Source organism: Streptomyces sp. 184 (genome assembly GCF_045781775.1).
Classification (GTDB): domain Bacteria; phylum Actinomycetota; class Actinomycetes; order Streptomycetales; family Streptomycetaceae; genus Streptomyces.
Genome location: NZ_CP123230.1, coordinates 1,752,982 through 1,776,288, shown reverse-complemented (window position 1 = coordinate 1,776,288; position 23,307 = coordinate 1,752,982). Strand labels below are relative to the sequence as shown.

The 23,307-nt window shown below is 71.7% G+C and carries 22 protein-coding genes; 12 read left to right on the top strand and 10 right to left on the bottom strand.

What is annotated here, in order from left to right:
• Nucleotides 1-103 precede the first annotated feature (103 nt).
• The 6 genes from scy (at nt 104) to QBL21_RS07735 (ending at nt 8,735) form a co-directional block, all read left to right on the top strand.
• Nucleotides 104-3,478 carry a polarized growth protein Scy gene (gene scy / locus QBL21_RS07760; protein WP_407561256.1) on the top strand — a complete coding sequence of 1,125 codons (3,375 nt, stop codon included), beginning with the start codon at nt 104-106 and terminating at the stop codon, nt 3,476-3,478.
• 103 nt (nt 3,479-3,581) lie between these two features.
• The gene (locus tag QBL21_RS07755; RefSeq protein ID WP_407561255.1) at nt 3,582-4,517 is read left to right on the top strand and encodes a cellulose-binding protein; all 936 of its coding nucleotides are present in this window, start codon (nt 3,582-3,584) and stop codon (nt 4,515-4,517) included.
• Between the two features lie 148 nt (nt 4,518-4,665).
• Nucleotides 4,666-5,688 (top strand): ABC transporter ATP-binding protein, encoded by a 1,023-nt coding sequence (locus tag QBL21_RS07750; protein WP_407561254.1) that lies wholly within the window; start codon nt 4,666-4,668, stop codon nt 5,686-5,688.
• A gap of 5 nt (nt 5,689-5,693) precedes the next feature.
• Nucleotides 5,694-6,473, top strand: a complete 780-nt coding sequence (locus QBL21_RS07745) for an ABC transporter permease subunit (RefSeq protein ID WP_407561253.1) — start codon at nt 5,694-5,696, stop codon at nt 6,471-6,473.
• 106 nt (nt 6,474-6,579) lie between these two features.
• Nucleotides 6,580-7,743, top strand: coding sequence for an ABC transporter ATP-binding protein (locus tag QBL21_RS07740; protein WP_407561252.1), 1,164 nt, complete (start codon nt 6,580-6,582; stop codon nt 7,741-7,743).
• A complete protein-coding gene (locus QBL21_RS07735; protein ID WP_407561251.1) occupies nt 7,740-8,735 on the top strand; it encodes an ABC transporter permease in 996 nt (331 codons plus the stop codon). The genes QBL21_RS07740 and QBL21_RS07735 overlap by 4 nt, the downstream gene beginning before the upstream one ends.
• A 64-nt stretch (nt 8,736-8,799) precedes the next feature.
• Here QBL21_RS07735 and QBL21_RS07730 read toward each other — a convergent pair whose 3' ends face one another.
• On the bottom strand, nt 8,800-9,465 hold the full coding sequence (locus tag QBL21_RS07730; RefSeq protein WP_407561250.1) for a response regulator: 666 nt from the start codon (nt 9,463-9,465) through the stop codon (nt 8,800-8,802).
• The gene (locus QBL21_RS07725) at nt 9,458-10,798 is read right to left on the bottom strand and encodes a sensor histidine kinase (protein WP_407561249.1); all 1,341 of its coding nucleotides are present in this window, start codon (nt 10,796-10,798) and stop codon (nt 9,458-9,460) included. Before QBL21_RS07725 ends, QBL21_RS07730 begins: the two co-directional genes overlap by 8 nt.
• A 167-nt stretch (nt 10,799-10,965) precedes the next feature.
• Between QBL21_RS07725 and QBL21_RS07720 the strand changes: the two genes are divergently transcribed.
• The gene (locus tag QBL21_RS07720; protein ID WP_407561248.1) at nt 10,966-11,616 is read left to right on the top strand and encodes a hypothetical protein; all 651 of its coding nucleotides are present in this window, start codon (nt 10,966-10,968) and stop codon (nt 11,614-11,616) included.
• On the opposite strand, the gene QBL21_RS07715 is transcribed toward QBL21_RS07720, so the two are convergent.
• The 3 genes from QBL21_RS07715 to QBL21_RS07705 form a co-directional block, all read right to left on the bottom strand.
• Nucleotides 11,533-12,105, bottom strand: a complete 573-nt coding sequence (locus QBL21_RS07715; RefSeq protein WP_407561247.1) for a cob(I)yrinic acid a,c-diamide adenosyltransferase — start codon at nt 12,103-12,105, stop codon at nt 11,533-11,535. The two genes, QBL21_RS07720 and QBL21_RS07715, sit on opposite strands and share 84 nt — an antisense overlap.
• A 23-nt stretch (nt 12,106-12,128) precedes the next feature.
• On the bottom strand, nt 12,129-12,884 hold the full coding sequence (locus QBL21_RS07710; protein WP_407561246.1) for an ABC transporter permease: 756 nt from the start codon (nt 12,882-12,884) through the stop codon (nt 12,129-12,131).
• Nucleotides 12,885-12,996: 112 nt separating this feature from the next.
• Complete coding sequence (locus tag QBL21_RS07705; RefSeq protein WP_407561245.1) at nt 12,997-13,782, bottom strand: ABC transporter ATP-binding protein; 786 nt, start codon at nt 13,780-13,782, stop codon at nt 12,997-12,999.
• Nucleotides 13,783-13,861: 79 nt separating this feature from the next.
• Here QBL21_RS07705 and QBL21_RS07700 point away from each other — a divergent pair, with 79 nt between their 5' ends.
• The 5 genes from QBL21_RS07700 (at nt 13,862) to QBL21_RS07680 (ending at nt 20,234) form a co-directional block, all read left to right on the top strand.
• Nucleotides 13,862-14,503: a TetR/AcrR family transcriptional regulator gene (locus QBL21_RS07700; protein ID WP_407561244.1), complete on the top strand. Its 642-nt coding sequence runs from the start codon at nt 13,862-13,864 to the stop codon at nt 14,501-14,503.
• A gap of 124 nt (nt 14,504-14,627) precedes the next feature.
• The gene (locus QBL21_RS07695) at nt 14,628-15,482 is read left to right on the top strand and encodes a 3-hydroxyacyl-CoA dehydrogenase family protein (protein WP_407561243.1); all 855 of its coding nucleotides are present in this window, start codon (nt 14,628-14,630) and stop codon (nt 15,480-15,482) included.
• Nucleotides 15,483-15,768: 286 nt separating this feature from the next.
• Nucleotides 15,769-16,101 carry an STAS domain-containing protein gene (locus QBL21_RS07690; protein ID WP_407566341.1) on the top strand — a complete coding sequence of 111 codons (333 nt, stop codon included), beginning with the start codon at nt 15,769-15,771 and terminating at the stop codon, nt 16,099-16,101.
• Between the two features lie 109 nt (nt 16,102-16,210).
• Nucleotides 16,211-19,153: an ATP-binding protein gene (locus tag QBL21_RS07685; RefSeq protein WP_407561242.1), complete on the top strand. Its 2,943-nt coding sequence runs from the start codon at nt 16,211-16,213 to the stop codon at nt 19,151-19,153.
• 223 nt (nt 19,154-19,376) lie between these two features.
• The gene (locus QBL21_RS07680) at nt 19,377-20,234 is read left to right on the top strand and encodes a hypothetical protein (protein WP_407561241.1); all 858 of its coding nucleotides are present in this window, start codon (nt 19,377-19,379) and stop codon (nt 20,232-20,234) included.
• Between the two features lie 48 nt (nt 20,235-20,282).
• On the opposite strand, the gene QBL21_RS07675 is transcribed toward QBL21_RS07680, so the two are convergent.
• The 5 genes from QBL21_RS07675 to QBL21_RS07655 all read right to left on the bottom strand — a co-directional run bounded on the left by QBL21_RS07675 (nt 20,283) and on the right by QBL21_RS07655 (nt 23,114).
• On the bottom strand, nt 20,283-21,272 hold the full coding sequence (locus QBL21_RS07675; protein ID WP_407561240.1) for a hypothetical protein: 990 nt from the start codon (nt 21,270-21,272) through the stop codon (nt 20,283-20,285).
• A 384-nt stretch (nt 21,273-21,656) separates the two neighbouring features.
• Nucleotides 21,657-22,079, bottom strand: a complete 423-nt coding sequence (locus QBL21_RS07670; protein ID WP_407561239.1) for an ATP-binding protein — start codon at nt 22,077-22,079, stop codon at nt 21,657-21,659.
• Nucleotides 22,080-22,109: 30 nt separating this feature from the next.
• Entirely contained in the window at nt 22,110-22,400 is a 291-nt protein-coding gene (locus QBL21_RS07665; RefSeq protein ID WP_407561238.1) for a hypothetical protein, read from the bottom strand.
• Nucleotides 22,401-22,455: 55 nt separating this feature from the next.
• Nucleotides 22,456-22,794, bottom strand: coding sequence for a recombinase family protein (locus tag QBL21_RS07660; RefSeq protein WP_407561237.1), 339 nt, complete (start codon nt 22,792-22,794; stop codon nt 22,456-22,458).
• Nucleotides 22,791-23,114 (bottom strand): recombinase family protein, encoded by a 324-nt coding sequence (locus tag QBL21_RS07655; protein WP_407561236.1) that lies wholly within the window; start codon nt 23,112-23,114, stop codon nt 22,791-22,793. Before QBL21_RS07655 ends, QBL21_RS07660 begins: the two co-directional genes overlap by 4 nt.
• Between the last annotated feature and the right edge of the window lie 193 nt (nt 23,115-23,307).

Here is a 23,307-nt window from a genome sequence, read left to right as displayed (position 1 = left end):
GGGCGGCCCGATCATCTGACACCATCGGTACCAGCACACGAACGCAGCACACGTCATCGTCATTTCCAGTACGCAGAAACCCGGGGACGGATGGGACCGCGCAGTGCGGGGCTACGACCGCTACGAGCCTGACGCCGTGATGGACGGGCTCTCGCAGTTCGAGGCCGAGATCGAGCGGCTGAAGAAAGAGCGGGAGAAGGCCGTCCAGCACGCCGAGGATCTCGGCTACCAGGTCGAGGTGCTGCGCGCCAAGCTGCACGAGGCGCGCCGCGGACTCGGCGCCCGCAACTCCTTCGACAACGCCTCGCACCAGGCCGAGCAGTTGCTGCGCAACGCCCAGGCCCAGGCGGACCAGTTGCGCGCCGACGTCGAGCGCGAGCTGCGCGAGACCCGCGCCCAGGCGCAGCGGCTGCTCCAGGAGCACGCCGAGCGCCAGGCCCGGATGGAGGCCGACCTGCACGCCGAGGCGATCGCCCGGCGGCAGCGGCTGGACGAGGAGCTGGCCGAGCGCCGCACCACCGTCGAGACCCACGTCAACGAGAACGTCGCCTGGGCCGAGCAGCTCCGCTCCCGTACCGAGGCGCAGGCGCGCCGGCTCATGGACGAGACCAGGACCGAGGCGGACCGGCTCGTCGCCGCCGCCCGGGCCGAGGCGCAGCGCCAGTCCGAGCAGACCCGGCAGCGGGTGGGCACCGAGGCGGAGGCCGCGCGGGCGGAGGCCGACGAGATCCTGCGGCGCGCCCGCGCCGACGCCGAGCGGCTGCTGAACGCCGCGTCCACCCAGGCCCAGGAGGCCACCACCCACGCCGAGCAGTTGCGCAGTTCCTCGGCCGGGGAGGCGGAGGAGGCGCGCCGGGAGGCGACCGACGCGCAGCGCCGGGCCGAGGAGAAGCTGACCGAGGCCGAGACCGCGCTGCGCGCCGCGCGCACCGAGGCGGACCGGCTGGTGGCGCAGGCCGAGGAGGCGGCGACCAAGAAGATCGCCGAGACCGAGGCGGGCGCCGACCAGCGGATGCGCACCACGCGCAACGAGATCGCCCGGCTGGTCGGCGAGGCCACCAAGGAGGCCGAGACGATCAAGGCGGAGGCCGAGCAGGTGCGGGCCGACGCCCGTACGCAGGCCGACGCCCTGATCGCGGAGGCCGAGGAGACGGCCCGTACGCGCTCCGCCGAGGACAGCGCGAACGCCATCGCCAAGGCCGCCAAGACCGCCGAGGACGTGCTCAACAAGGCGTCCAAGCAGGCCGAGGACACCACCAGGACCGCCGGCGAGGAGGCCGACCGGATCCGCCGCGAGGCGGAGGCGGAGGCCGAGCGGCTGCGGGACGAGGCCGCCGAGGCCGCCGAGCAGCTCAAGGGCGCGGCCAAGGACGACACCGAGGAGTTCAGGGCCAAGACGGTCGAGCTCCAGGGCGAGGCGCGCCGGCTGCGGGACGAGGCCGAGCAGTTGCGCGCGGAGGCCACCGCCGAGGGCGAGCGGATCCGCGGCGAGGCCAGCAGGGACGCGGTCGCGCAGATCGAGGAGGCGGCGAAGTCCGCCGAGGAACTGCTCGCCAAGGCCAGGACCGACGCCGAGGAGATGCGCGAGGCCGCGACGGCCGAGGGCGAGCGGGTACGCGGCGAGGCCGCCGAGCGGGCCGCGACGCTGCGCGAGCGGGCCGAGGAGGCGCTGGGCAAGGCCAGGACCGAGGCCGACGAGCTGCGCGCCGAGGGCGAGGCGCAGGCGGAGAAGATCACCGGGGCGGCGGCGGAGGCCGCCAGGAAGGCCCGTGCGGAGGCCGAGGAGGCCGTCACCGCCCGCCGGGCCGAGGTGCAGACGGAGCTGGACCGGCTCCAGCAGGAGGCGCAGAGCCGGATCACCGCCGCCGACGAGGCGCTGGCCGCGGCCCGCGGCGAGGCGGAGCGGATCCGCCGGGAGGCCGCGGAGGAGACGGAGCGGCTGCGCGCGGAGGCCGCGGAGCGGCTGCGTACGCTCCAGCAGCAGGCGCAGGCCGAGGCGACCCGGATGCGCGAGGAGGCCGCCGCGGAGTCGGCCACGACCCGCACCGAGGCCGAGGCCGCCGCCCAGCGGCTGCACGAGGACGCCACCGGCGAGTCCGAGCGGCTGCGCCGCGAGGCGCAGGAGGCGGCCGACCGGACCCGCTCCGAGGCGTCCGCCGCCGCGGAGCGGCTGGGCGCCGAGGCGCAGGAGGCGCTGACCGCCGCGCAGGAGGAGGCCGCGCGCCGGCGCCGCGAGGCCGAGGAACTGCTGACCGCCGCCCGCGGCGAGGCGGAGCGCGAGCGTACGCAGGCCACCCGGCAGGCCGAGGAACTGCTGGCCTCGGCCCGCAAGCGGGTCGAGGAGGCGCAGGCCGAGGCCGCCCGGGTCACCGAGGAGTCGGAGCGCCGGGCGCGCGATCTGGTGGCCGCGGCGGAGCAGACCGCCCAGCAGGTGCGGGACTCGGTCAGCGATCTGCGGGCGCAGGCGGAGGAGGAGATCACCGGGCTGCGCTCGGCCGCGGAGCACGCCGCGGCGACGCTGCGCCGGGAGACCAGGGAAGAGACGGACGCCGCCAAGGAGTTGGCGGAGTCGGCCGTCAACGACGCGCTAGCAGAGGCCGACAGGCTGCGTACCGAGGCTGAGCGGGTCCGGGACGAGTCCCGCAGCGATGCCGCGAGGCGCCGTACGGAGGCCGCGGAGCAGGCCGACAAGCTGGTCGAGAAGGCGCACGACGAGGCGACCCGGGCCACCGCGGCGGCCGAGGAGCAGGCCGACGTGATGGTCGCCGCCGCCCGCAGGGAATCCGATCGGCTGGTGCGCGACGCCACCGCGGAGTCGAGCGGTCTGGTGGAGAAGGCGCGCGCGGACGCCGACCGGATGCTGGAGGAGGCCCGCCGGGACTCCTCCGCGATCCGCGAGCGGGCCGAGGAGTTGCGCACCCGTACCGAGGCCGAGACCGACGCGCTGCACGACCGCGCCAGGCGCGAGGCCGCGGAGGCCACCAAGGCGGCTGGCGAACGCGTCGACAAGCTCGTCGCCGCAGCTCACGAGCAGCTCAACTCGGCCGAGGCGCGCGCCGAGCAGATGCTCACCGACGCCAAGGGCGAGGCGGGCAAGGTCCGTATCGCCGCGGTGAAGAAGGCGGAAGGGCTGCTCAAGGAGGCCGAGCAGAAGCAGGCCGAGGTGTTCGACGCGGCCGAGCGGACGAAGGCCGAGGCGCGCGCCGAGGCCAAGCGGATGGTCGACGAGGGCCGCCGCGAACTGGAGTTGATCACCCGCAGACGCGAGGACATCAACGCGGAGATCTCCCGCGTGCAGGACGTTCTCGAAGCCCTGGAGTCCTTCGAGGGGCCCGGTGCCCTCGGCGCCAACGGCAAGGACGCCAAGGACGGCAAGAACAGCCAGGCCGCCAAGGGGAAGGACGGCGGGGGGAAGGCACCCGCCGCTGCCGCGGCCCGGTCGGGAGGAAAGCAGCCCGGTGGCAGACCACTCGATTGAGCGGACATTCTCCAGATCAAACCTGGATTGACGCTGTGACACGCCGTCAGCACCCCTAGGATTCCCCTTATCACCTCACTCGGTCTCTTTCGACAGGAACCCCATGAGCGACACTGCCAACCCCTTCGGTTTCGAGTTCGCAAGGCGCGGATACGACCGCGAGCAGGTGGACGAACGGATCACCAAGCTCGTAGCCGACCGCGACAGTGCCCTCTCCCGCATCACCTCCCTTGAGAAGCGCATCGAGGAGCTTCACCTCGAGACGCAGAACGCGCAGGCGCAGGTCGCCGACTCCGAGCCGTCGTACGCCGGCCTCGGTGCCCGGGTGGAGAAGATCCTGCGGCTCGCCGAGGAAGAGGCGAAGGACCTGCGCGAGGAGGCCCGCCGCGCCGCCGACCAGCACCGCGAGCTGGCCGAGTCGGCCGCGCAGCAGGTGCGCAACGACGCCGAGTCGTTCGCCGCCGAGCGCAAGGCGAAGGCCGAGGACGAGGGTGCGCGGATCGTCGAGAAGGCGAAGGGCGACGCTTCGGGTCTGCGCGCCGACGCGCAGAAGGACGCCCAGTCCAAGCGCGAGGAGGCGGACTCCCTCTTCGAGGAGACCCGCGCCAAGGCCGCCCAGGCCGCCGCGGACTTCGAGACCAACCTCGCCAAGCGCCGCGAGCAGTCCGAGCGCGACCTCGCCTCCCGTCAGGCCAAGGCCGAGAAGCGCCTGGCGGAGATCGAGCACCGCGCCGAGCAGCTCCGCCTGGAGGCCGAGAAGCTGCGTACCGACGCCGAGCGCCGTGCCCGTCAGACGGTGGAGACCGCGCAGCGCCAGTCCGAGGACATCGTGGCGGACGCGAACGCCAAGGCCGAGCGGATGCGCAGCGAGTCCGAGCGCGAGCTGGCGGCGCTCACCAACCGCCGCGACAGCATCAACGCCCAGCTCACCAACGTCCGCGAGATGCTGGCGACGCTGACCGGCGCGCAGGTCGCCGCCCAGGCGGGTGCCGACGAGGTCGAGGACAAGCCGGGCGTGCCCGCCCAGCAGTCCCGCTGAGACCGGTGCGGCCGGGCGGGCGGATGACGCCCGCCCGGCCGCACGGTCCCTGCCCGGCGCCCCCGCCCCAAGGCGGAGGGCGCCAATCCGATTGTGTCGATTGCCGTCAGGAGATGCGTTCGATGACGTCCCCGCCTAGGGTTAGCGCATGATCGAACTGGAGGGGCTGACCAAGCGGTACGGCGACAAGCTCGCCGTGGATCACCTGACCTTCCAGGTGCGGCCCGGAATGATCACCGGATTCCTCGGTCCGAACGGCGCCGGCAAGTCGACGACGATGCGGATGATGCTCGATCTCGACAATCCCACGTCCGGTTCGGTGCGTATCGACGGCAAGCACTACCGCGAGCTACAGGAGCCGCTGAAGTACATCGGCGCACTGCTGGACGCGAAGAACATGCACGGCGGCCGCAGCGCGTACAACAACCTGCTGTGCCTGGCGCAGAGCAACCGCATCCCGGACTCCCGGGTGAGCGAGGTGCTGGAGACCGTCGGTCTGACGGCGGTGGCGAAGAAGAAGTCCAAGGGCTTCTCGCTCGGCATGGGCCAGCGCCTGGGCATCGCCTACGCCCTGCTCGGCGACCCCGAGATCCTGATGTTCGACGAGCCGGTCAACGGGCTCGACCCCGAGGGCATCCACTGGATCCGCAACCTGATGAAGAGCCTGGCCTCCCAGGGCCGCACGGTCTTCGTCTCCAGCCACCTGATGAGCGAGATGGCGCTCACCGCCGACCACCTCGTCGTCATCGGCCAGGGCAAGCTGCTCGCCGACACCTCGATGGCCGGCTTCATCCGGGAGAACTCGCGGTCCTACGTGCGCGTGCGCACCCCGCAGCCGGAGCAGTTCAAGGACGCCGCGAGCGCCGCCGGCATGGCCGTCTCGGTGCGCGAGGACGGCTCGTTCGAGGTCGAGGGCGCCGACATGGCCGAGCCGGTCGGCGAGCTGGCCGCGCAGCACCGGGTGACGCTGCACGAGCTGAGCCCGCAACAGGCCTCCCTGGAGGAGGCGTTCATGCAGATGACCGCCCAGGCGGTCGAGTACCACGCGCACGATCTGACCGACCCGAACGCCGCCGCACTGGCGGCCGGCGCCGCGGCGCCGCCGCCGCCCGCGCAGGGCGTGCCGCCCGCGCCGCCCGCGCCGGGTCCGCAGTGGGGCAAGGGAGACTGACGGCCATGGCAGCACCTTCGGCAGTGCTCAAGTCGGAGTGGACCAAGGTCCGCACGGTCAGCTCCACGATGTGGACGCTGGCCGCCGCGCTGGTCCTCACCGCGGCGGTGGGCGCGCTCCTGTCCGGCGTCATGAACGCCACGTTCGACGACCTCTCGCGCGCCGAGCAGGTCACCTTCGACCCGACCCTGGTGAGCTTCTTCGGCATGATGCTGGGGCAGCTCGCGATGGTCGTCTTCGGCGTCCTGGTGGTCAGCACGGAGTACAGCTCCGGCATGATCAAGACCTCGCTGGCCGCGGTGCCGCAGCGCGCCACGTTCTACGTCTCCAAGATCGTCGTCGCCACGCTGCTCGCCCTGATCGTCGGGCTGCTCACCAGCTTCATCACGTTCTTCCTCGGCCAGTCCCTGCTCGGCGAGCACAAGGCGTCGATCGGCGACGACAACGTGCTCCGGGCCGTCATCGGCGCCGGGCTCTACATGGCCGTGATCGCGATGTTCTCCATGGGCGTGGCCGCGATGCTGCGCAGCACGGTGCTCTCGCTCGGCCTGCTGATGGCGTTCTTCTTCCTGGTCTCCTCGATCCTGGCGGGCGTCCCGGCCACCCGGGACGTCGCGGTGTACCTGCCGGACCAGGCGGGCTCGCGGGTCATGCAGGTGGTGCCGGGCGCGCTGGACAGCGGCGACGTGCCGTACGGCCCGTGGGGCGGCTTCGGCATCATGTGCGCGTGGACGGCGGCGGCGCTGATCGGCGGGTACATCGTGATGAAGAAGCGGGACGCCTGACCCCCGCGCGGCCTGCCCGCCGGGAACCGGAAGCGCCCCGATAGCCTCTTAGCCTGAAGGGGGACGGGAACGAACGTGTGCCCCCGTGTCCGGCGCAGGGGGCCACATGATCGAAGCACAGGGTCTGACGAAGACCTACGGCGCGAAGACCGCCGTGTACAACCTTTCCTTCACCGTCCAGCCGGGCCTCATCACCGGCTTCGTCGGCCCCAACGGGGCCGGCAAGTCGACGACGATGCGCATGATCCTGGGGCTCGACGAGCCGAGCGGCGGCAGCGTCACCGTGGGCGGCCACCCGTACCGCAAGCTGCCCAACGCCCCCCGCCAGGTCGGCGCCCTGCTGGACGCCAAGGCGGTGCACGGCGGCCGCAGCGCCCGCAACCACCTGCGCTGCGTCGCCCAGCTCTCCGGCATCCCGCAGCGCCGCGTGGACGAGGTGCTCGACGTCGTCGGCCTGCGCGAGGTCGCGGGCCGCCGCTCCAAGGGCTTCTCGCTCGGCATGGGCCAGCGCCTGGGCATCGCCGGCGCGCTGCTCGGCGACCCGCAGATCCTGCTCTTCGACGAGCCGGTCAACGGCCTCGACCCCGAGGGCATCCTGTGGATCCGCAACCTGATGAAGAAGCTGGCGAGCGAGGGCCGCACCATCTTCGTCTCCAGCCACCTGATGAGCGAGATGGCGCTCACCGCCGACCACCTCATCGTCATCGGCCGCGGCCAGCTCATGGCGGACATGAGCGTACGGGACTTCATCAACACGCACTCGGCGAGCTTCGCCCGCGTCCGCGTCCCCGACGGGGAGCAGGCGCAGCGCGAGAAGCTGACCGCCGCGCTCAGCGAGCAGGGCGCGTACGTGCAGCCCGAGGACGACGGGGCGCTGCGCGTGGGCGGGATGCCGCTGCCGCGGATCAGCGACCTGGCGCACGACGCGGGCATCCGGCTGTGGGAGCTGTCGCCGCACGAGGCGTCGCTTGAGGAGGCGTACATGCGGATGACGCAGGGCGCGGTGGACTTCCGCTCCACCGTCGACCAGCGCGCCGGCCTCCAGCAGCCGGCGGGCCCGGTGCCCCCGCAGGGCTACGCGCCCACCGGCCCCGGCTACGCGCCGCCGATGGGCGCCCCGGGGATGCCCCCGGCCGGCCCCGGCATGCCGCAGCCCGGCTACGCCCCGCCCCCGCCGCAGGGGTACGCTCCGCCGCCACCCCCGGCCGCGCCGCAGGCCCCGCCCGGCGCCGCCGCTCCCGCCCCGCGCGAAGGTGAGACCCGCCGATGAGCTACCCGCCGCAGCCCTCCGCCCCCGCCCCGGGCGCACCCCCGCTCCCCGGCACCGCTCCCGTCCAGGGCGCCGCTCCCGTCCCGGGTGCCGCTCCCGTCCCGGGTGCCGCGCCGCACGCCCGTCCGCCCGCGGGCGGCGGCTACTCCTCGCCGATCCCGATCGTCCGGACGCACCTGGGCCACGCCTTCGCCTCCGAGTGGACCAAGATCCGCTCGGTGCGCTCCACCATGTGGACGCTGGGCGTCATGCTGCTGCTCGTCGTCGGCGTCGGCTTCCTCATCGCGCTGGCGATGAGCACCGACGACTGGGTCGGCGCACCGCTGCTCTCCGGCGGCCTGTTCGGCCTGATGCTCGGTCAGATCTGCATCGTGACGCTCGGCGTGCTGGTGATCACCTCCGAGTACGGCACGGGCATGATCCGTACCACGCTGACCGCCTCGCCCCAGCGCTGGCGGGTGCTGGCGGCCAAGGCCGTGGTGTTCTTCGTGCTCGCCTTCGTCCTCACCACCGTGGCGTGCGCGATCACCGCGGTGATCCACTCGGCGGTCCTCGGCGGCCAGACGGTGCCCGAGTACGACTACGACGACGAGATGTTCAAGGGCTCCATCTCCGACAGCGGCGAGCTGATCGCCACCGGCGGCCAGTGGTTCGACGCCACCGTGGGCGCGGCGCTGTACGTGTCGCTGCTCGGCCTGCTCGCGCTGGCCGTGGGCGCGATCCTGCGGCACTCGGCGGGCGCCATCACCACGATGGTCGGCTTCATCCTGCTGCCGCTGATCATCGCGCTGTTCATGCAGACGGAGAGCCTGGAGGACGTCCAGCGCAAGCTGATCGAGTACTCCCCGCTCAGCGGTCTCGCCTCGCTCTTCGGCATCCCGTTCTTCAGCGACATGGGCACGGGCGGCTGGGGGCTGCTCGGTCTGCTGGCCGCCGTCACCGGCGGGATGCTGCTGCTGGCGTTCGCGCTGCTGTCGAAGCGCGACGTTTAGGACGTACGGCCGCGCGGGCGGCCGGGGCGTACGTCCGTCACGGACGCCCCGGCCGCCGGCCCGCTCAGACGCCCAACTCCTGGGCCAGCACCGCGGCCTGCACCCGGCTGCGCAGCCCCAGCTTCGCCAGCAGCCGGCTGACGTGGGTCTTCACCGTGGCCTCCGCCATGTCGAGCCGGGCCGCGACGTCCGCGTTGGACAGGCCCTGCCCCAGGCAGGCCAGCACCTCCCGCTCGCGCCGCGTGAGCGCGTCGAGGACCGCCGGGTCGGGGCCGCCGGGCGCGGGGCCCCGCCGGCCGCCCGCGAACTCGGCGATCAGCCGCCGGGTCACGGCCGGGGCGATCAGCCCCTCGCCGCGCGCGACGGTGCGTACCGCTTCCACCAGGGCGTCCGCCTCGGTGTTCTTCAGCAGGAAGCCGGCGGCGCCGGCGCGCAGCGCGCCGAAGACGTACTCGTCGAGGTCGAACGTCGTCAGCACCAGCACGTCGGCCAGTTCCTCGGCGCTGATCCGGCGGGTCGCCGCGACCCCGTCGAGCTTGGGCATCTGGATGTCCATCAGCACCACGTCGGGCCGCAGTTCGCGGGCCAGCCGCACGGCCTCCTCGCCGTCGGCGGCCTCGCCGACGACGTCCAGGCCGGCGGCGGAGCGCAGGATGAGGACGAGTCCGGCGCGTACGGCCTGCTGGTCCTCGGCGACGAGGATCCGGACGGGCGGGGCGGCGTCAGCCATGGGTCCTCCGTTGCGGTGCGGTGGTGGTCTCGGCTGTGGGCAGCCCGGCGCGGACGGCCCAGCGCTTGCCGCCGGCCGCGGCGCCGTCCGCCGTGCCGTTCCCGGCGCCCGCCGTACCGTCCTCGCCGCCGCCGTCCCCGTCGTCGCCGTCCTCGGGGCCGCCGGCCTCGGGGCCCGCGGTGAACGAGCCGCCCAGCAGTGCCACGCGCTCCTCCATCCCGATCAGTCCGGCGCCGGAGCCCGGCGCCCGCGGCACGGGCTCGCCGCCCGGCCGCCCGTCGCGCTGCGTCCCGTCGCCGAGCGGGCTGGTCACCGCCACCGTCAGCGGCTCGGGCCCGGCCAGCCGGACCCGTACCTCGCCGGGGGCGGCGTGCTTGAGCGCGTTGGTCAGCGACTCCTGCACGATGCGGTACGCGGCCAGCTCCACCGGCGCCGGCAGCGCCGCGCCCGGCTCGCGGGCGTCGTCCAGGACGATGTCGAGGCCGCTGGCGGCCCCGTTGGTACGGGCCTGCCCGACCAGCGCCGCCAGCCCGTCCAGCGTCGGCGCCGCGGCCGGCCCGGCCGCCGTGCCGTCGCCCTCGGAGTCGCGCAGCAGGCCGATGAGGCGCCGCATCTCCGCCAGTCCCTGCACGCTGTTCTCGCGGATGACGGAGAGCGCCTCCCGCGACGCCTTCGGGTCGCCGATCGTCTGGGCGGCGGTGGCGTGGATGGCGATGGCGGAGAGGTGGTTGGCCACCATGTCGTGCAGCTCGCGTGCCATCCGGGCGCGTTCGGCGCCGACGGCCTCGCGCCGGTCCAGCTCCGCGAGCAGCGCCGTCTGCTCCGCGCGCAGCCGGGCGGCGTCGGCGGCCTGCCGGTGGGTGCGTACGGCGACGCCGGTGGTGGCCGGGGCGAGGGTGATCAGGCCGACGGCGACGCCGAGGAGGATCGCGGCCCGGTCCTGGAAGAGGGCCAGCACGACGAGGGTCGCGGCCACGGTGAGCGCCGCGGCGGCCCGCGGGATCCAGCGGGCGGCGGTCGCGGTGCCGTAGAGCACGGCCGCGTACACCAGGTCCGTGAACATCAGGATCGTGGCCAGCGTGCCCCAGGTGAGCTGGTCGGCGGCGAAGGCGACGGTGGCGACGGCCAGCGCGGTCATCGGCCGGCTGCGGCGCAGCAGCTCCGTGCCCGCCATGACCGCGAGCGGGATCAGCGTCAGCCGCGAGTCGTCGAACGGCCGCCCCGTCTGGGTGTGCAGTCCCAGCGCCCACAGCGCCAGCCCGCCGAGCAGGCCGATGACCGCGAGGAGTACGTCGTCGCGGTGCGGCCGGAGCGAGGGGCGTGAGCTGCTCACTCCCCCATCAAACACGGCCGCGGCGCCGCGGGCCTCCGCATCCCGGGCCGCTTTTCCGGGGCGCGCGCTACATCGAAGGATGCAGTCCGGGATCGTCGCGTACGACGACGTACCCGCGCGCACCGCACGGGAGCCTGGAAGGGAGGCCGGGGAAGGGAGAGCACACCGTGATCGTCACGCTCATCATCGTCTGCGAGGTCGCCTTCTGGGTGCTGCTCGCCGCGGGTCTCGCGCTGCGGTACCTGGCGAGGAAGCCGCGGCTGGGCGCCGCGGTGCTGCTGTGCGAGCCGCTGCTGGAGGTCGTGCTGCTCGTCGTCACGACGATCGACCTGAAGAACGGCGCGGAGCCGGACTGGAAGCACGGCCTGGCCGCCGTCTACATCGGCTTCTCGATCGCGCTGGGCCCGTCGACGATCCGCTGGGTCGACGTCCGCTTCGCGCACCGGTTCGCGGGCGGGCCGCCGCCGGTGAAGCCGCCGAAGTACGGCATGGCGCGGGCGCTGCACGAGTGGAAGACCGCCGCCCGCTGGATCCTGGCGAGCGGCATCGCGATCGCCCTGCTCCAGGGCGCGGTGTGGTACGTCGGCGACGACGGGGGCACGGAGTCGCTGAAGGCGTGGCAGGTGCGGATGCTCTTCGTCATAGGCATCAACGTGATCATCGCCGGCAGCTACACGGTCTCGCCCAAGAGGCGGCCGGACGGCGCGGTGGAGCCGGACGGGGAGCGCGACCGCTCAGCGTTCGCCGCCGGGGACCCACAGCACGTCACCGACCGCCTTGTTGGCGATGCGGGCAAGGATGAAAAGCAGGTCCGATAGCCGGTTGAGGTAGGTGGCCGTCAGCGGGTTCATGGTCTCGCCGTGCACCTCCAGCGCGGCCCACGTCGACCGCTCGGCCCGGCGCACCACCGTGCACGCCTGGTGCAGCAGCGCCGCGCCGGGCGTGCCGCCGGGGAGGATGAAGCTGCGCAGCTTCTCCACCTCGGCGAGGAAGCGGTCGCAGTCGGCCTCCAGCCGGTCCACGTACTCCTGCTCGACGCGCAGCGGCGGGAACTCCGGGTCCGGCCGCACGGGCGTGGAGAGGTCGGCGCCGACGTCGAAGAGGTCGTTCTGCACCCGGGTGAGGACGCGGGCGACCTCCTCGGGCAGCTCGCCGAGGGCGAGGGCGGTCCCGATCACGGCGTTCGCCTCGTTGGCGTCGGCGTACGCGGAGATCCGCAGGTCGGTCTTCGGCACCCGGCTCATGTCGCCGAGGGCCGTGGTGCCCTTGTCTCCGGTACGGGTGTAGATCCGCGTCAGGTTCACCATGCGGACAGCGTATGCCCGCTTCGCTACGCGCCGGCGCCGCGGAACACGCGTGTGCCCAGCGTCACCGCCCCCACGGCGAACGCGACGGCGACGAGCGAGCCGTAGAGCATGTCGGCGCCGGCGTACTCGCCGACGAAGGCGGCGCGTACCGCGTCGACGACGTAGCGGTACGGCACGGCGTGCGAGAGCGCGTCCAGCCACCCCGGCGCCAGCGCCATCGGCAGCATCAGCCCGGACAGCAGCATCGACGGCAGCGTGACCGTGTTGACGGCCGGCCCGAACTCCTGCGGCGTACGCACCCGCAGGGCGAAGGCGTACGACAGCGAGGCCATCGGCGTCGTGATCAGCACGACGAACCCCAGCCCGATCAGCACCCCGGGCAGCGGCGCACGCAGCCCCATCGCCACCGCTGCGACGACGAGCAGCACGGCCTGGAAGAGCATAAGCAGCGCGTCGCGCAGCACCCGGCCGAGGAGCAGCGCGAGCCGGCTGACGGGGGTGGCGCGCATGCGCTCCAGCACGCCGAGGTTCTTCTCGACGATGAGGCCGAAGCCGGCGAAGGAGGCGCTGAAGAGCCCGAGCATCATCAGCAGCCCGGGGACCAGCACCTGCCAGAAGCTGCCGTCGGCGGACAGCGGCAGGTCCCGCAGCAGGGGGCCGAAGAAGACGAGGTAGAGCAGGGGCATGAGGATGCCGAAGAGCATCTGGAAGCGTGAGCGCAGGGTCTGGCGGGCGTAGCGGCCGAAGACGAGGGCGGTGTCGGCGGCGAGGGCGTGCACGGCGGTCTCCCGGGGGCTGGTGGCGTACGGAACGGGCGTGGCGGGGGCGGAGGGCGGGCGTCGGACGGGCGGGCCGGACCGAGCGGGCGCGTGCCGGACCGAGCGGGCGGCGTCAGACGGAGAGCGGCGCGGGGTCCTGGGCGGGTGCGGGGCGGCGGCCGGTGAGCGCGAGGAAGGCGTCCTGGAGCGAGGCGTCGGGCGCACCCGCGTAGCGCTCCTTCAACTCCCGCGGCGTGGCGTCCGCGACGATCACGCCGCGGTCGACGACCACGATGCGGTCGGCGAGCGCGTCGGCCTCGTCGAGGTAGTGCGTGGTGAGCACGACGGTGGTGCCGTGCTCGTCGCGCAGCCGGCGCACCAGGTCCCACAGGTCGGCCCGGCTGCCCGGGTCGAGCCCGGTGGTGGGCTCGTCGAGGAAGAGCAGCTCGGGCCGGTGCACCAGCCCGAGCGCGATGTCGAGGCGGCGCCGCTGGCCGCCGGAGAGCGCGGCGCAGGGCCGGTCGAGCAGTCCGTCGAGGCCCAGCTCCGCGGCGAGTTCGACGGCTCGCGCGGCGGCTTCCGGCTTCGCCAGCCGGTACAGCCGGCCCTGGGTGACGAGTTCCTCCCGTACGGCGACCTGCGGGTCGACGCCGCTGCTCTGGGCCACGTACCCGATGCGGGCGCGCACGCCCGCCGGGTCCGCGACCAGGTCGCGGCCGGCGACGGTGGCGGCGCCGCCGGTGGGCGGCAGCAGCGTGGTGAGCATCTGGAGGGTGGTGGTCTTGCCGGCGCCGTTGGGGCCGAGGAGCCCGACGATCTCGCCGGGCTGGACGCGCAGGTCGATGCCGCGCACGGCCTCGACCGGCCCCTGCTTGGTCGTGAAGGTCCGGGCGAGGCCGGACGCGCTGAGGATGGCCATGACCCCAGAAAAACAGAGTCACTGAAACTTTGCAATGACTCTAAATTTTCAGAGACACCAGCCTGGGTACGATGAGGGCATGGCCGAGGGACTCAGGGAGCGCAAGAAGCGGCAGACCAGACAGCTCATCTCCGACGTGGCCACCGGCCTGTTCCTGGAGCGCGGCTTCGACGCGGTCACCGTCGCCGAGGTCGCCGAGGCCGCGGACGTCTCGGTCAACACGGTCTACAACTACTTCCCGGCCAAGGAGGACCTCTTCCTCGACCGCAGCCGGGACCTCGTGGAGCGCGCCTCCCGCGAGGTACGCGGCCGGGCGCGAGGCGAGTCCGCCGCGGACGCCGTGCTGCGCGGGCTGCGCGAGGACGTCGAGGCGGTGTCGGGCCGGGTCGGGCTCAATCCGGGGATCGGGAAGTTCCTCGTGGTCGTCCAGGAGGCCAACGCCCTCAAGGCCCGGCTGTGGCACATGCAGCAGGAGGGCCTGCTGCACCTCGCCGCCACCCTCCGCGAGGAGACCGGCGCCGCCGCGGACGACCCGCTTCCGGAGCTGATCGCGGGTCAGCTCTCCTGGGTCGGCAACGCCCTCTACGACTTCATCCGCCGCGCGATGCTCGCCGGCCGCGACCCGGGGGACGTCTCGCGCGACGCGCTCGCCCTTCTGGACGAGATGGAGAACCTGTTGGGCCAAAAGGTGCTCAACTACGCGCGCCGCCCCGGCGACTGAGCCCCGGGCGTGTGATGTCCGTCATTTGAGACGTGACGCGCATCTCTAAGCGCTCCGCGGGCCCGCCAGGAGCGCTAGTGTCCGCTTCGGAGCACGTGAACGAGCCGTAGAGCGAGGGAACACCGTGGAATCCGCCGGAAAGCTCGCCATCGTCGGAGCCGGACTCATGGGGTCCGGCATCGCCCAGGTCGCCGCACAGGCCGGCTGGGACGTCGTGCTGCGCGACCTCACCGACGAGGCGCTGACACGCGGCACGGACGGCATCAGGGCCTCGTACGAGAAGTTCGTCGCCAAGGGCAAGCTGGACGCGGCCACCGCCGAGCAGGCGCTCGCCCGGATCACCACCACCACCGACCTCGACGCCGCCGCCGACGCGGACCTCGTCGTCGAGGCGGTCTTCGAACGGCTCGACGTCAAGCAGGAGATCTTCCGCACGCTCGACGGCCTGGTGCGCGACGACACGGTGCTCGCCTCCAACACCTCCGCGATCCCCATCACCAAGATCGCGGCGGCCACCGCCCGCCCCGAGCGCGTCGTCGGCATGCACTTCTTCTCGCCGGTTCCCCTGATGCGGCTCTGCGAGCTGGTACGGGGCCTGAAGACCGCCGACGACACCCTCGCCCGGGCCCGGGCCTTCGCCGAATCCACCGGCAAGACCTGCATCGTCGCCAACCGCGACGTGGCCGGCTTCGTGACCACGCGGCTGATCACCGCGCTCGTCGTCGAGGCCATCAAGCTGTACGAGTCGGGCGTCGCCACCGCCGAGGACATCGACGTGGCCTGCCGGCTGGGCTTCGGCCACGCCATGGGGCCGCTGGCCACCACCGACCTGACCGGCGTCGACATCCTGCTGCACGCCGCCGAGAACATCTACACCGAGACCCAGGACGAGAAGTTCGCGCCGCCGGAGCTGATGCGCCGCATGGTCGACGCGGGCGACATCGGCCGCAAGAGCGGCCGCGGCTTCTACGAGCACTGACCCCGGGACGCCCGTTGCTCCCCCGGCCGTCCGGTCGGCCGAGGGCGGGTGCGGCATCCCCCGCAGGGGTGAAATCGGGACGGATACCCGTACGGACGGCAACCCGGCACCGCCGGGAGCAGTCAGATCACTAGCGGAACCGGCACGGATTCGGCTTTTACGGACAACGAGAACCCGCAGACGGGGAGCGCACATGTTTGAGGCGGAGGGCCGCGAAAGCGCCCCGCCCTACCACCACCGGGCCCGCCCACGCACGGGCCCCACGCGCAGGGCCGCCCGCCGTCCGCTGCCGGACGGCGCCGCGGACGGCACGGGCCCCGGGGCGCCCGCGTACATCAAGGGAGACCACGCCGAGCTGGCCGTGGGCGGCCGCCTCGACGTACGCAGCGCGGCGGACGCCCGGGTCGCGCTGCACCGGGCCGTCGACGAGGGCCGCGGCGACCTGATCCTCGACCTCACCGACCTCGACTCCTGGGACGCCACCGGCCTGGGTGTCATCATGGGGGCACACCGCAGGGCGGGACGGGCCGATCGGCGGCTCGTGCTGCGCGGGGTGCCGCCGCAGATGCAGCGACTGCTGGTGGCGACCAGACTCCACCGCATCCTCACGATTCAGTGAACAAACGGCTTCGTCGGGGAGTCCCCCCTCGGAGATCGCCCGGCGGAGGTCATAGGGTTTCCGGGCCGGGGAGCGGTACGGCGCAGGACGGCGGGCAGGGGGCTTCGCGATGGACCCGAACACGGGCCATGGACAGGACGACACACCCGAGGGCATAACCCCTCCCCCGGGCTCCACCCCGGGTTCGTACCCCGGTGAACCGGCGAGCACGCACCCCGACCCCGACGAGCCGGGGGGCGCGTACCCGGAACACGACCGGCCGGCGGGCGGGCTCGCGGAGGGACCCGGGGACGGGTTCGGGGACGGATTCGCGGACGGGGGCGCGTTCGGCGCGGACGAGTCCGTACGGCCGTACGCGGCCGACGAGAGCGCGGGCACGTTCCCGGGCGAGGAGCCGGCCGGGCCGTACGCGGACGAGGGCGCGTTCCCGGGCGAGGAGCCCGTGGGTCCGTACGGGGACGAAGGCGCGTTCCCCGGCGAGGAGCCCGTACGGCCGTACGCCGACGAGGCCCTGCGCCCGTACGCCGACGAGGCCGCCGTCCCCGACGCGGCCGACGACCCCGCCGGGCCGCCCGCCGTCTCCGCCCCCGCCCCCGGCTCCTTCCCCGGCCCCCTCCCGGGCTCCGGCGGCAAGGGCACCGGGCGCGCCCGCCCGGGCGACGGCCTCTCCCCCGCCGCGGGCGGACGGCCGGGCCCGGCGCGTACGGCCCGCGTCATCGCCGGCGAGTACCGGCTCACCGTCAACCCCGTCGACGGCACCCACGCCGAGCTGTGCCCGCCCGCCGAGCGCCCCGGCCCGCCGCGCCGGATGACCGCCGACGAGCGCGCCGAGCACCGCAGGCCGCCGTCGCCGCCGCCCGGCCCCGCGGCCCCCCAACTGCCGCTGCTGGAGCGCGACGAGATCCGCGAGCGGCTGGTGCGCCTGCTCTCCCGCGGCCGTTCCGTCCGCCTCACCGGCCCCTCCGGCTCCGGGCGCAGCGCCCTGCTGGAGGCCGTGGCCGCCGACTGCGCCGAGCTGGCGCCGGACGGCGTCATCCGGCTGAACGGCCGCTCCCGCACCCCCACTGACCTGCGGTACGAGCTGTGCGCCGCCGTCTACGAGCTGACCGGCCGGCGGCCCGACCGCGAGCAACTGGACGAGCTGCTGCCGCAGATCGGCGCGGTCGTGGTGCTCGACGACGCCGAGTTCGGCGGCACCGCGCTCGAAGAGCTGCTGGACGCCACCCCCGAGTGCGCGTACCTGATCTCCGTCACCCCCGACGTGGCCGGGCCCACGGCCGCCTCGTACCTCGAAGAGATCTCGCTGCCGGGCCTCGGCCGCGCCGCCTGCATGCAGTTGCTGGAGCGCGCCGGGCGGCGTCCGCTCGGCGACGAGGAGCGCACCTGGGCGGCGGACCTGTGGTTCGAGTCGGAGGGGCTGCCGCTGCGGTTCGTCCAGGCCGGCGCGCTGCTGCGGCTCGCCGAGCCCGGCGCGGCCGAGCCGCTGCCGACGCTCGCCGAAAGCGCCGCGCCGGCCGCACTGCTGGCGTCGCGGCTGAGCGAAGCGGCCCGTACCGCGCTGCGCTTCGCCGTGGCCCTCGGCGGGGTCTTCCCGCACCACGCGCAGCTCCCCGCGCTCGCCGGCGAGGCGCTGGCCGACACCGCGCTCGCCGAACTCGCCGGCTGCGGGCTGGTCTCCGGCGGCCTCGGCCGCTACCGGCTGGCCGCGGGCGTCTCCGCGCAGCTCATCGCCGCCGGCTACGGCCCGGCGGCCGAGGACGGCCAGGACGCGGCGCTCACCGCCGCGCAGCACTACTCCTGGTGGTCCGCGCACCGCTCGGTGACCCCCGAGACGGTCGCGGACGACGCGGAGGCCATCCTCGCCGCGCTCGGCAGGCTCGTCGCCGACCGGGAGGACGCCACCGCCAGCACCGCGGTACTGCTCGCGCGCGCCGCCGCGCCCGCGTTCGCCGCGGCGCTGCGCTGGAGCGCCTGGGAGCGGGCGCTCCGGTACGGGCAGGAGGCCGCCCGGCGCGCGGGCGAGGTCGCGGCGGAGGCGTACTTCCACCACGAGCTGGGCGTGCTGGCGCTGTGCACCGGCAACACCGCCCGGGCGCGGGCCGAGCTGGAGGCGGCGCTGGCGCTGCGCGGAGCGATCTCCGACCGCGGCGGCGAGATCGCCAGCCGGCGCGCGCTCGTGCTGGTCACGCACGGCGGCAGCAGCGAGGCGGTGACGACGTCGCTGCCGGTGGTGCCGGCCGGCACCCAGGCCGTACCGGAGGCGGCGGCGGCGTTCGACGAGCCGGGCGAGGGCGCGGAGCGGCCCACCGTGCTCATCTCCCCGTCGACCGGGGGCGCGGAGACGACCGTGACGCCCACGGTCCGCGGGCCCGGCGCCGAGGCGGCGACGGCGTCCAAGCGGAACCTGATCGCGGCGGGCGTCGGCGCGCTGCTCGTCGCGGTGCTCGGCACGGTGGTCACCCTGGGCATGGCCGGCAGCGACGACCCGCCCGCCGACCGGGTCGAGGTCGAGCGGTCGGCCGCGGCGGACGACGACGTGCTGCCCACCGAGGAGCCGTCGTCCCGCAGCCCGTCCTCCGAGTCGGCCCCGCCGTCGCCGGAGTCGTCGGCTCCGGAGCCCTCCGAGGCGTGGACGGACACCGGCGACGAGACGAGCAGCGCGCCGCCGCAGAGCCCGTCGAGCAGTTCGCCGGGCACGCCCTCCGACAGCGGCTCGTCGTCGGACGGGGGCACGTCGGACGGCGGGTCCTCGCAGGGCGGCGCGTCGAACGGCGGCACGAACACGGGCGGCGGCAACGGCGGCACGGACGACGGCGGCACCTCCGACGACGGCGGCACGACGGACGACGGCGGGACCACGGACGACGGGGGCACGACGGACGACGGCGGCACCACCGACGACGGCGGCACGACCGACGACGGGGGCACCACGGACGACGGCGGCACCACCGACGACGGCGGCACGACGGCCCAGGGCGGCACGACCCCCGGCGGCACGGAGTCGGCAGCCTCGGGCGAAGCCGCCGGCGCCCCCTCGGGCGAAGCGGGCTGACGGCACGGCCCAACGGCCCGTACGACGACCGCTGCCCCGGCCGACGCCCCGTACACAATTGCTGCTCGGCGTCGTAGCTGTGAGCGTTGCTGTCAAATACGGTGAAGACGACGATGTCGAGCTTGCCGCCGTAGATCGAGGGGCCAACCCGCGGCCGACGGTGAAGCGTGGAACGTCGGTTGGCTCGGTCACGGCGGGTACTGAGTCGTGAGGTGATGGCTCCGTGGACCACAACTCGCTGCGAAAGCTCGTGGAGGGCCAACTCCTCCGGCTTGAGGGCAACGCCTTCCAGGACTGCATGGATCGGCTCGGCCTGGAGCTATACCCGGGTGACTACCAACCCGTACGAGCGGCCGGACCGAAGGGTGACACCAAGAACGACGGCTACTGCCCAGAGGCCCGGGTGTTCTTCGCAGCGCATGCCACCAGGGGTGAACCAATCGCCAAGACAAAGGCGAAGATCCGCGACGACCTTGAGGGCTGTCTCCAACAGCACCGGGACGTCTTGACGTGGCGCTTCCTCAGCAACGACACCCTGCCGGGCGAGGTCGATCAATACATCGACAACGAGCTTCGACCGGCCCACCCGTACGTGACCATCGAGGTGTGGGGGCTCAAGACTTTGGCGGCAACGATCGGTAAGCTCAGCCAGAAGCAGGTCGAAAGAGTCCTCGACGTCCTTTCGGTAGAACAGCCAGAGTTTGACATCATTCTGCTTAGCCGTGTGATGACGGGCCGCGATGTTTGGCCAATACTTTCCGGGTGCCTTGGGTGGCTCGAGCACGTCGAGCCCGAAGAGTGTACCGCAGACGAAGAGGACCTTATCGACGTGGCTATTCAAACGCTGCGGGACTGGAGCGACATCTCGTCAGACATCGAGTTCTCTCGCAGCTCTATACGAGACGCTCAGCGAAGCATCACCACCATCGTGGAAGAGCTCACAGAAAAGAGACTCGCCCTCTACGCCGGCATGAAAGGAAACTACCCCCTCACTGGCGGTCCATCACCGCCCCTGGGGAGCGTGGCGGCTTTCAAGATTCTCCGGATGACTGGAGAGCAAGACACACCCGTCCCTACCTAATGTTTTGTCGACTAGCTCTCCAGGCGGCCATTTCCTTGCGATCGCCCTCTAGTAATAAGTTGCCCATTCCTCCAAAGTCGCCGCCGTCGCCTCAATGCATCCATCAACGACCTCGCTTAGTGAGGTGACATCATGCGAGGGGAAATAGATTGGCACGAGACCGAAAAGCGGCTGCGCCACGTCCACTCTCGCCGTATCGACTCGGGAATCTAGATTGTAGTGCATAAGCGTGTTGCGGAACGGCTTCGCGGCAAGGCTCATGATCAAAACCGCTTCCGGCGAATCAGTGATCTTCTTGACGAACCTCATGGACTGCACAGTAAGGTCACTCGACCTTTCATCCCGAAGCATATACAAACTACCCAACACCTGATGTAAGGTCAAAAACCTGATTTTGAAGACGGTGTACTCGATCTCATCAGCGGGCATACCGGCGGTGATGACCGAGTCCACAAAGTTCATCATTCCCCGAAATACGGTTAGCAGTCTGTTGATGTCCGGCGTGGCTTTGCCATTGAACACCCGGCCGTAGTACTTGGCAGATCGGACACCATTAGGCCACTCGTCAAAACGTTGGGGGACCAAGGAGCTGACAAACGTCGCGCGCCCCGGTTCAAAGCTTGCACCCAGATCGGCAAGATACGACCCATATTCTTGAAAGATGGCTTGCAGGTGAAGCCCCGCCCCCTCCTGAAACAAGGCATCAGGCTCCACACCGAGGTGAAACGTAGCAGCGTGCGTTGTTGTTATTACTTTACCGTCATAGCTATAGAACCCAAGGTCAGTTTCGAGAAAACGAGCGACGGGCAGCCATGTATTGTTAAGGAACGCTTTGGCATGCGCAGGAGATACCTCGTCACGAAAATACGAGAGTTGCCCGCCAATGCCTCGCTTAGTGTCCTCAAACAGTTTCAAACTGTGCCGCGACCGCGCCACGACCGCCTCGGCCTCGCTTGAAAACACGGATGGCAATGGCGGATCAATTGCCTTGAGTTTCCGATACGACTCGTACACGAAAAGGGACAGGTGCGGCGTCATGCAAAACATAATGACAGGATTGAAGTCGACGGCTCTCGGATCCCGTAAATCGCGTACCACTCGACCCATAAAGGTCGCATCGCTGGTTATTCCTACACCTATCACGTCGTCTTGCACAGTCACGTCTCACCCATTCTTTTCAGGCCAGCTCCGACTCGCCTCGTCTAATTGAGGTTTCATCGCAGTGACCTGGCCGCCTTAACTTCCCCAAGGGCATCTTGTGAGCATGCACAATGCCTCCCGCCCAACCCGCAACGTCATCTGCCCACACCCGCATCCCAGCAGCGACAGCCCGTATCCGCTCCCTGGTCGCGAGGGGGCTTTCGTTATTAGCCTCATTCTCCCGTCACCGCCGGCTGATGGGGAAGGGGGCTCGGAACTACGTCACGGGCGGGCGGCAGGAAGCAGCGGCAGCTCTGCCCAGACCACCTTGCCACCGCGAGCCGCGTACGCGCCCCACCGGCTGGCGAGTGCTTCGACCAAGACCAGGCCGCGCCCGGCCTCGTCATCCTCCGCCGGATCCGTCCGCACCGGCTTCGTCGGCTCCGCGTCCCACACCTCGATGACGATGGCATCATCCTGCACCACCAGGCGCACCGTGATCACGTTGAGTGCCGACGACGTACCCCATGCGAGGTGGGGATCAGTCACACCAGTGGCCTTCACCGCGTTGGTTACCAGCTCAGAGACGATGAGCTTCGCTTCCTCGACAAGATGAACAGCACCCCAGGTCCGTAGCCGAAGCAGGGTGAAGATCCGGGCGATGCCCACGGCCGTGCCGACCGCGGCTAGTTCTAGCTGATCCATACGCCGCACCCGTGCCATGACGCCTCCCCTCTACGAAACCCTCGCCGAGTGGTGGTCCGTCAGTGCATGAACGCTGGCGTCGAGGCCCAGAAGCAGGCGTTCGACCATGGCCGCTTGCAGAGCCTCATGCGACGAGAAGTGCCGCAGGGACAGCACAATGACGTCCTGAACGTCCACACGTTCAAGCACCCCGCACAACTCGTCAAACTCGGCCATGGAGCCGGTAACGGCTTCTTGGTACACGGTGACGAGATGGAGTCCCAGGGCGTCGGCGAACACCTGTAGGCGACGTTCCATGGCACGGACCTGGTGGTCGGCCACGTCGCAGAGGATGCGCATGTAGCCGTAGGCGGGAGGTGCGCTTTGTGCCGTCGACTCACCCATGGCCGACCTCACGCGCCCGGTCGAGGAGATGGAGGCGCGCCCCCACGACATGGAGGAGTGCGATCACCGCGGCTTGGATCGCCAGATGGTTCGTAATCTGCTCAAGGGACGGAAGGATGACGTGCGTCGCGCCGGCCCCCTGTACGGTGCTCGCCATCCGGTCGAGTCGGAGGCCGGAACCCGTCTCGCGGTAGATGCCGCGAAGAGCCAGGCCACGATGTTCGGCGTATGCCCTGATCCCGTCTTCCAGCCTCCGCACCTGCTCACCCGTGCCGTCGGTGCCCACGCGCAAGTACCCGTAGGCGATGGGGGCAGAGATCGCGCTGCTCACCTGTTCGCCCTTTGAATCACCCACAGGCGCGCGCCCGTCTCCTGCTCAATGTGCTGGCGCATGGTCTCCTGGAGACCGGGCAACCGGGCGAAGTGCCACAACGACGGCACGAGGACGTTCTTCACGCCCCCGCGCCGCAGGGCATCGAGCATCGCGTGGAAGGCCGATTCCGACGACCGGACGTGCTCTATGAACACCTGGTCGAGCGTGAGACCTTCACTCGCGGCGTAGGAAGCCAACTCGGCCCGTGCCCGCGCCTCTTCGTCGCTGTCGGCCCGGCCCGCTACCAGGCGCATGTAGCCGTAGATCACCGGTCGCATCCGTCCTCCTGAAGGCATGGAGCCGAACCGGCGGCGGGAGGCTGGTCTGCCCGGCACCCCGATTCGACGCACCATCAGAGAACCCCGGTGACCCGCAAGAGACCCACAGCGCGGACGCGGCACAAATGCTGCACCTTTGCCGCATTCCCATCGGTGACCTGCACTGACAGGACCCGGTTACCTATGGTGGATG

Coding starts and splice junctions, on each gene's coding strand:
- QBL21_RS07715 (WP_407561247.1), bottom strand. CDS start 12,105: ATGGTGAACCTGACGCGGATCTACACCCGTACCGGAGACAAGGGCACC.
- QBL21_RS07730 (WP_407561250.1), bottom strand. CDS start 9,465: ATGGCTGACGCCGCCCCGCCCGTCCGGATCCTCGTCGCCGAGGACCAG.
- QBL21_RS07700 (WP_407561244.1), top strand. CDS start 13,862: ATGGCCGAGGGACTCAGGGAGCGCAAGAAGCGGCAGACCAGACAGCTC.
- QBL21_RS07745 (WP_407561253.1), top strand. CDS start 5,694: ATGGCAGCACCTTCGGCAGTGCTCAAGTCGGAGTGGACCAAGGTCCGC.
- QBL21_RS07675 (WP_407561240.1), bottom strand. CDS start 21,272: ATGACGCCGCACCTGTCCCTTTTCGTGTACGAGTCGTATCGGAAACTC.
- QBL21_RS07705 (WP_407561245.1), bottom strand. CDS start 13,782: ATGGCCATCCTCAGCGCGTCCGGCCTCGCCCGGACCTTCACGACCAAG.
- QBL21_RS07755 (WP_407561255.1), top strand. CDS start 3,582: ATGAGCGACACTGCCAACCCCTTCGGTTTCGAGTTCGCAAGGCGCGGA.
- QBL21_RS07685 (WP_407561242.1), top strand. CDS start 16,211: ATGGACCCGAACACGGGCCATGGACAGGACGACACACCCGAGGGCATA.
- QBL21_RS07735 (WP_407561251.1), top strand. CDS start 7,740: ATGAGCTACCCGCCGCAGCCCTCCGCCCCCGCCCCGGGCGCACCCCCG.
- QBL21_RS07655 (WP_407561236.1), bottom strand. CDS start 23,114: ATGCGACCGGTGATCTACGGCTACATGCGCCTGGTAGCGGGCCGGGCC.
- QBL21_RS07750 (WP_407561254.1), top strand. CDS start 4,666: ATGATCGAACTGGAGGGGCTGACCAAGCGGTACGGCGACAAGCTCGCC.
- QBL21_RS07740 (WP_407561252.1), top strand. CDS start 6,580: ATGATCGAAGCACAGGGTCTGACGAAGACCTACGGCGCGAAGACCGCC.
- QBL21_RS07670 (WP_407561239.1), bottom strand. CDS start 22,079: ATGGATCAGCTAGAACTAGCCGCGGTCGGCACGGCCGTGGGCATCGCC.